At 35.8% G+C, this 5,991-nt stretch carries 8 protein-coding genes; 1 reads left to right on the top strand and 7 read right to left on the bottom strand.

The genetic code is table 11. The features are described from left to right. A partial coding sequence (locus AC3DU7_RS22505; RefSeq protein WP_488041533.1) for a CP12 domain-containing protein occupies positions 1-482 on the top strand: 482 nt, incomplete at its 5' end. A gap of 254 nt (positions 483-736) precedes the next feature. Here the strand turns inward: AC3DU7_RS22505 and AC3DU7_RS22500 are convergent. From AC3DU7_RS22500 to AC3DU7_RS22470, 7 genes are all read right to left on the bottom strand, one after another. Continuing rightward, the gene (locus tag AC3DU7_RS22500; protein WP_488041532.1) at positions 737-1,420 is read right to left on the bottom strand and encodes a Uma2 family endonuclease; all 684 of its coding nucleotides are present in this window, start codon (positions 1,418-1,420) and stop codon (positions 737-739) included. A 441-nt stretch (positions 1,421-1,861) separates the two neighbouring features. After that, entirely contained in the window at positions 1,862-2,158 is a 297-nt protein-coding gene (locus AC3DU7_RS22495) for a DUF2442 domain-containing protein (protein WP_488041531.1), read from the bottom strand. A gap of 3 nt (positions 2,159-2,161) precedes the next feature. Further along, positions 2,162-2,422 carry a DUF4160 domain-containing protein gene (locus AC3DU7_RS22490; RefSeq protein WP_488041530.1) on the bottom strand — a complete coding sequence of 87 codons (261 nt, stop codon included), beginning with the start codon at positions 2,420-2,422 and terminating at the stop codon, positions 2,162-2,164. A 323-nt stretch (positions 2,423-2,745) separates the two neighbouring features. Continuing rightward, positions 2,746-4,299, bottom strand: coding sequence for a GUN4 domain-containing protein (locus AC3DU7_RS22485; RefSeq protein ID WP_488041529.1), 1,554 nt, complete (start codon positions 4,297-4,299; stop codon positions 2,746-2,748). A gap of 3 nt (positions 4,300-4,302) precedes the next feature. Further along, a complete protein-coding gene (locus tag AC3DU7_RS22480; RefSeq protein ID WP_488041528.1) occupies positions 4,303-4,659 on the bottom strand; it encodes a Pepco domain-containing protein in 357 nt (118 codons plus the stop codon). Positions 4,660-4,998: 339 nt separating this feature from the next. Beyond that, positions 4,999-5,751 carry a M23 family metallopeptidase gene (locus tag AC3DU7_RS22475; protein ID WP_488041527.1) on the bottom strand — a complete coding sequence of 251 codons (753 nt, stop codon included), beginning with the start codon at positions 5,749-5,751 and terminating at the stop codon, positions 4,999-5,001. A 26-nt stretch (positions 5,752-5,777) separates the two neighbouring features. Beyond that, the coding region (locus AC3DU7_RS22470) for a hypothetical protein (RefSeq protein ID WP_488041526.1) at positions 5,778-5,991 on the bottom strand (214 nt) is incomplete at its 5' end.

The following is a 5,991-nucleotide window of genomic DNA, read 5'->3' as shown; positions in this document are numbered from 1 at the left end:
ATGCTTATGGTATTATCACAGAGACAGATATTGTTTATCAGGTTGCTGCTTACGGTAAAGATCCTAAACAAGTGCGAGTTTATGAAATCATGACAAAGCCTTGTATTGTTATCAACCCTGATTTAGGTGTAGAGTATGTAGCGAGATTATTTGCTAATACAGGTATACATCGAGCGCCTGTAATTAAGGATACGTTACTGGGTATTATTTCAATTACAGATATTTTAAGCAAGAGTGATTTTGTGGAGAAACCAAAATCTGTATTGCTCGAAAGGAGAATAGAGGCAGCTATTGAGGAAGCAAGGAGTATTTGTGCGGAAAAAGGTGTGACTTCTAAAGAATGTGCAGCAGCTTGGGATGTTGTAGAAGAGTTACAAGCTGAAGCTGCTCATCAAAAGGCAGAAAAGATGGAAAAAAGTGCTTTTGACCTTTATTGTGAGGATAACCCAGAAGCTCTTGAAGCACGAAGTTACGATGTTTAGTGGAAATAGGGAATAGGGAACACTGAGAAAAACATTTCCCTGTCTAAGGTTGATCGTCATTTCAGTTACAGTGCTTTCTGTTGTTATGAGGTACATCTGCGCGGGCAAGATGCCCGCACTACAATATTTTCACGATTTATCCTGTACATCATTTGCCCGAAATCTGCTGTATCAGTTATATCATGCCCGAATAATCAGCGATCAAAAAACTTTCTCCCCTTTAATCTTTCTTTCCCTTCTGCCTTCTGCATTCTTCAAGATGATAATTTATCAACAAAGTTTTGATGTTCTGCTATAGCTAACCCCAGTTGTACAACTTCAATTACTTTAATTAAATTTCCTGTTAATAAAGCTGCTTTATCTAACCATAAACCAGGAAAAACTTCACTATAAATTATTCCCTCGGAATTAGGTTGAAGCTGAATATATTCCCCTTTTTGTAAGCTATACCAATCAATTTCTCCATCTTCGACGCGCCAAACCAGATATTCTTGAACTTGATTACGACGATAGATTTTCTTTTTTTCATGCACGTCAATAGAAACAGTACTAGCAGCAATTTCTACTATTAATTCCGGCGCCCCTTCCACATAACCATCTTCACTAATAATTGACTGCCCACCATTTTCAATTCGCAGTAAAGCATCGGGTTGAGGTTCATTATCTCCATCCAAACGAACAGTAGAATTATCGCCAAGTTGCACTCCTGCTGTTGAAGCACGATAGAGTAATAACCATCCCATAATTGAAGCATGGGGTTCGCCATGTTTGGTAATTCGTAAAGGGGATGCCATATAAACTATTCCCTCAATTAATTCTGCTTTTTTAATATTTGACTTGCTATAACGATTTTCAAACTCAATTCGAGTTAAGCGATCGCCATTTTCTAGAGTGGGAATTGTTGGTTTTAATACTTTATTTTCTAATCCACTTGTCATAATTATTTGACCTCAATATGTTAGAGGATGTTTTAAAAGTTGTTTAATACTGAATTTTGCCCCCCTAACCCTCAATTTTGGGGGGAACAAGAGTCAAATTTGCTATCTTTAAGTCCCCCAATTTTGGGGGATTTAGGGGGCGAGTGATGTAGCAACTTTCAGAGGATGTTTTAAAAGTTGTTTAATACTGAATTTTGCCCCCCTAGCCCCCCAATTCTGGGGGGAACAAGAGTCAAATTTGCTATCTTTAAGTCCCCCAATTTTGGGGGATTTAGGGGGCGCGTGATGTAGCAAATTTGAGTTATTCATACTATTGTTAAATATGGTGTAATTTGACTATCTAAATTAGAAGCGATCACTAATTTTAATCATGCTTCTGTATCACCTTTTTTTAGGTTATATTCTGGGAAGTCTTTGGTTAGAGAAATAGGTTGGTATAATTCAAGCATTGATGGTTTTATCTTTTGTTGTTTTGGAAATATATTTAGGAATTGGTTCGTTGGTGACAATACAATACAAAACATCTGGATCTAAATCTGCACCATTTTCCCAATAAATTGTTCCCCATTCAGGATTAAGTTTGACAGTTTTAAAATAATTGATATCTTGTAATTTTGCAAAAATTCCCTTAAATTCTATTAGCTGACTAATATCTACAATTCCCTCTTTCCCATCTTCAAATTTCAGATAAAGTAGATAGTTTTCTTGATGATTAACTTCGATAATGTCTTTTAACATAATTTACTCCAAAGGTTCAATTTTTTCCAAAGGATTTTGTTCTCTTGCTCGTTGCCAGTTTTCTAGAAGTTCTCTTTGATGAATTGCTGCCCATTCGATTACTAAACCAAGAATTCTAGGGGTTAATTTACCTTCAATAATAGAAAGATTTTCTATATCAATTAGAGCTTTTTGTTGGTTATAACGAACGTGAAAATGAGGAGGTGGATGGTCGTTATAATACATAGTAATAATAATTCCTAAAAAACGACTTATTTCAGGCATTAATTTTAGTAAACTAACTCTACTTTTAAACTAAGACTATCAAATTCTGGGAGTTGATGATTCATTGCCAGTTTTCATCAGGAATAATTACAGCTTGGGGTAGTTTCATTAAACTTTAAATCTTGTGCTGATAACTGATAACTGATAACTGATAACTGAAATGACAGGTTGGGGTAATTTCATTATTTGAGGAGTAGAAGCAATAAATTTTTGATATGACTACTGGGGTTGTTTTGTTAATTTGATTCATAACAATAAACTTTAAATCTCTTGCTGATAACTGATAACTGATAACTGAATGAGGCGACTGAAACGCTTATATGTTAAAGTCTACAAGTCTTTGTGCGAGAGAAGAGATAACCAAAACCAACGGGGAGGTGCCCAACCCCAAACCACAACCAATGCGCCTCAGATGCCAAAACACCCACCCAACCCAAAGGGAAGTTCCCCATGTAATGTGATGATGTTTCTCGTGTCCAATTTAGCTCATTGTAGCTCAACCAAATGTCTCCTTTTTTCCATCCTACTCGATCTCCAAAATTTTCCCATACCTTACTATCATACTCTTTTTTTCCACCCAAACTCTGATAAATTTTCTTCTGCACAGAAAAGCCAAATTTACTATCACTATGTTTTACCCAAAGCTGGTCAATTGTACGGAGGTCTGTACAAGGAAAATTTTCTATATTATCCATGTCTAAATATCCTTGCTCCTCTCGCCCCGCAACTTTCAACATACAACGAGCTGTTTCTATATCTGCTTCTTTCCATTCCCCATTTGCTAGAAATTCACGGAGTTTTGTATAGTCTACATTTTTGTCAGAAAGTAATTCTATTTCATCATTTTTTGAACCTTCATTTATCTCTTTTAAACTCAAATTAACAGCTTTATCTCCTGTAGATTTTGTTTCTTGTTCACTAGAATTTTCAGAAGTTCTACCTAATTTTATATTGTGCTGCTTCTGCCAAATTCTTCTCAGAGCTTTTAAAGCTTTTCCATTCGCAGGAGAAACTGCTAAAACGCGAGTCCATAATTGTTCTGCTAATTCTAGATTATCCTCATTTTCTGCTTCTAATGCCTCTTCTCTGAGAGTAGCAATATCTTGTTCAGTTGCCTGCTTTTCCAACAATATTAAATGATATTTAGTAGCAGGTTCAACAATAGCATAAGGAGTTTGCCGAGGCTTTCTAAATTGACGATTAATATCGGTAACTCGATAAGACAAACGATTATATAATCTTTCAACGGTGGCACAATTACCTTCACCTTGAATTCTTAAAGATTCTAATAAAGCATAAGTAAAAGCACCTTGTTTTATTCTTTCATCATCAATTTCATAAGACTTTTCATTAGGACTACAAGAAGCAATTGTAATTACACCTTTCTGCTTTTCCTTTCCTATACCTAAACCTTTTGAACTTTCCTGACTGCGACAAGCATCCAAAAATAAAATCACATTATCTGCTCCACATCGCCTCAATCTTTCTGTCACAAAATAAAGGGGAATAGCAGTATCTTCTACTCCATCTGGATGAGGATCAGCATCAGCAGGCATTAAATAATCTCGGTCATTAAAACGCATTCCATGACCACTATAAAAGAACCAAAAATTATCACCAGCAGATAAAAATTTATTGTTAAATCTTACTCGTAAAAATCTTTTTAGCGTGCCATAAGTAGGTTGAGAATTAAAAGGTTTACCTGCATCATTAATTTCAGGAGAATTATCCGTAAATAAATAAACATTCTCTTTTTCAAAACCTGCCTCATTGAGAAAATAATCCCGCATTAATTCAGCATCTCTCTGAGCATATTGAAGATTTGGCATATTATCGTAATGATTAATTCCAACACAAATAGCCCAATTTTTTGCCATACTTTAAGACTCCTTACGTTCTAATTTTAGTTTAATTGCACCCTTACTTCCAGCTTTTCCACCAATACCAAATAAAGTAACTTGACCTTCTCCATTAATTTCAACAGATAATTCAATTTCTTTTAATTTAACATTAGAAGTCTCTTGATTTGTCTGGTCAAATACATATTCAATAACTTCAAGAAATTCAGACATTTCTCGTTTCAAATCTTCAGCTTTAACTTGAAATCTTTTTCTACTTGATTCGGTAGATTCTTTTGGCTTATTATCATAATTAGCTCCAGTATCTCTTGAACTTTTTCCTCCAGAAGTTTCTGAAGCAGTTTCATCAGCAATAATCCAGATTTTCTTGTCTTTCATAATAATAATTAGTTCTGATGACTTTTAACTTTTAACTTGACAAAGTTTTTGTTTGTAGTAGGGCTTTAGCCCGTTAAATACAGTGTATTCCATCTAAAGTGAGGCACAGCTTTCACAGGCAAGATATCTGTGATACAAAGATTTTATCATTAATTTTAGTACTTCATATACTTGGAATCCGCTGTATATATGCTTAGGGCTAAAGCCCAACTACGAGCTTTAATTATAACTATTCAATCGGGTATGGTATTATTTATTAAGTTCCTCCTCACAAAAACTCCCAGAATATTCGACTCAAATATCTAGGAGTTTTGTCAATTTTTCCCTATCCAACTAACTCTATTCCACGACTTTTTTCTCCTCTTCATTCAAACTAATTTTTGTCTCTTCATCAGATTTTTCCGCAGCTTTTGTCAATTCAAAAATTGGTGGCTCTAAGTCAGGAATAGGTACTTCAAAACCTGGTGGTAAAGGTGGCAGTTGTGGTACACCAGAATCTAATTCTTTAGTTTGTTTCACCAACTCATTAATACTTATTTCCGGTACAGGTGGTATTTCAGTAACTTTCAACGCTGTCATCAAATTTACCAAGGCAAACTGAATATGAGTATCTGGGTTTTTCGCAACCCACCCATCCTTGGTTAACTGTCGCATTTCAAAATGTAAGTGCGGACCTGTAGACATTCCCGTACTGCCAACGCGACCGATAACTTCACCTTGTTTAACAACTTCTCCTGGTTTCACAAAAATTTCTGATAAGTGACCGTAGAGAGTTTCCAATGATTTTTTCTGGTGGTCTAACACCACAGTTACACCATAACCTCCTAACCAGTCAGCGATCGCTACTTGACCTGCATAAGTTGCAACTACTGGGGTTCCTGTTGGCGCTCCTAAGTCTGTACCTGTGTGAAATTTTTTATAACCTAATATTGGATGTGTTCTCCAACCAAAAAATGAAGTTATGGGTGCGGGGATAGATAGAGGAAATATTAATCTAGTGTTACCATTTCCTGGTACTGCTGGCGGTCGCATGGTGCGGTTGTAATATGCTAAACCTGACTGAGTAATGGGGTTGTCAAATAAACCCTGCACTTGAGCGGGTAAAACTGCAGCGACTTCTACTCCTTGTGAAGAACCTGAGTGATGACTTGGGGTATAGGAAGTGCTGGTGTAATAACTGCTTTGACTAGAGGATGAACTAGAGTTGTAGCTACTTTGACTATAACTAGAAGTGTCTGAATAATAACTGTTATTGGAGGAGTAATAGTTACTTTTGGAGGATGAGTCTTGATAGTTATTTTGAGAATAGTAACTTTGTTGAGTTTCCCCACT

Source organism: Okeania sp. (assembly GCF_983059655.1).
This window is presented reverse-complemented; position numbering and strand designations above follow the sequence as displayed.

Excerpts from the sequence above, each read along its gene's own strand:
- AC3DU7_RS22500 (WP_488041532.1), bottom strand. The coding sequence starts at position 1,420 with ATGACAAGTGGATTAGAAAATAAAGTATTAAAACCAACAATTCCCACT.
- AC3DU7_RS22485 (WP_488041529.1), bottom strand. The coding sequence starts at position 4,299 with ATGGCAAAAAATTGGGCTATTTGTGTTGGAATTAATCATTACGATAAT.
- AC3DU7_RS22490 (WP_488041530.1), bottom strand. The coding sequence starts at position 2,422 with ATGCCTGAAATAAGTCGTTTTTTAGGAATTATTATTACTATGTATTAT.
- AC3DU7_RS22495 (WP_488041531.1), bottom strand. The coding sequence starts at position 2,158 with ATGTTAAAAGACATTATCGAAGTTAATCATCAAGAAAACTATCTACTT.
- AC3DU7_RS22480 (WP_488041528.1), bottom strand. The coding sequence starts at position 4,659 with ATGAAAGACAAGAAAATCTGGATTATTGCTGATGAAACTGCTTCAGAA.